The following is a 1,052-nucleotide window of genomic DNA, read 5'->3' on the forward strand; positions in this document are numbered from 1 at the left end:
TGAGGCGACCCCGGCGGTGTGGACACACTGACAATGGATCTTGCAGGTCCGAGGAAGGGTGTCCTGGTGGGACGGAAGTCTCCGTATCCGGAGGAGTTCAGGAACGATGCCGTCGCGCTGTATCGCGCGGCGGGCGGGAAGCGCACGTATGCGGCGGTCGCGGCGGACGTCGGGGTGACCGGCGAGACGCTGCGGAGCTGGGTGCGCCAGGCCGACGAACACGCCGGCCGCGATCACAGCCGCGGCGAGCAGAGCGTAGAGCCGGGAGGAGGAACTGGCCCGGCTGCGGGCGGAGAACGGCCGGCTGCGCAAGGCGGAGAAGGAGTGGGAGCTCGAGCGGGAGATCCTGCGCCGGGCAGCGGCCTGTTTCGCCAAGGAGATGAAGTGAGGACCCGCCGCTGGGACTTCGTCTCCGCCCACGCCAAGACCTTCGGTGTCCAGCGGATATGCCGGGTCCTTCGGGTCTCGTGCTCGGGCTACTACCGGTGGATCGCCGGTGCGAAGACCCGCCAGGAGCGGCAGGCCGCCGACGACGCCCTGCTCGTGGAGATCCGTGAGATCCACACCGAGCACAAGGGCACCTACGGAGTCCGGCGCGTCCATGCCGAGCTGCGCGGCTTGGGGCGCACCGTCAACCGCAAGCGCATCGAGCGGCTGATGCGACGGCACGGCATCGAGGGACGGCACCTGCGTCGCCGCAAGCGCACCACGGTCCCGGACCGGCTCGCACCGCCCGCCCCGGACCTCGTCCAACGCCAGTTCACCGCCGCCCGGCTGGATGAGAAGTGGTGTGGCGACATCACATCCGTGCAGGTCGGCGGGACGTGGCTGTATCTCGCCTGCGTCATCGACATCTGCTCACGCCGGGTGCTCGGCTACTCGACGGCCACCCACATGCGCGCCGAACTGGTCATCGACGCTCTGACGATGGCGGTCGCAGCCCGCGGCGGCAACGTCACCGCAGTGATCTTTCACGCGGACAGGGGCGCCCAATACACGTCGGCGGCGTTCGCACAGGTCTGTGACGGTTTCGGGATCCGCAGGAGCATGGG

At 69.3% G+C, this 1,052-nt stretch carries 1 protein-coding gene; it reads left to right on the forward strand.

What is annotated here, in order from left to right; translation table 11 throughout:
- Positions 1-33 precede the first annotated feature (33 nt).
- A partial coding sequence (locus ACIRU3_RS47825) for an IS3 family transposase (protein WP_404070815.1) occupies positions 34-1,052 on the forward strand: 1,019 nt, incomplete at its 3' end.

The organism is Streptomyces sp. NPDC101151, from assembly GCF_044768335.1.
Classification (GTDB): Bacteria; Actinomycetota; Actinomycetes; order Streptomycetales; family Streptomycetaceae; genus Streptomyces.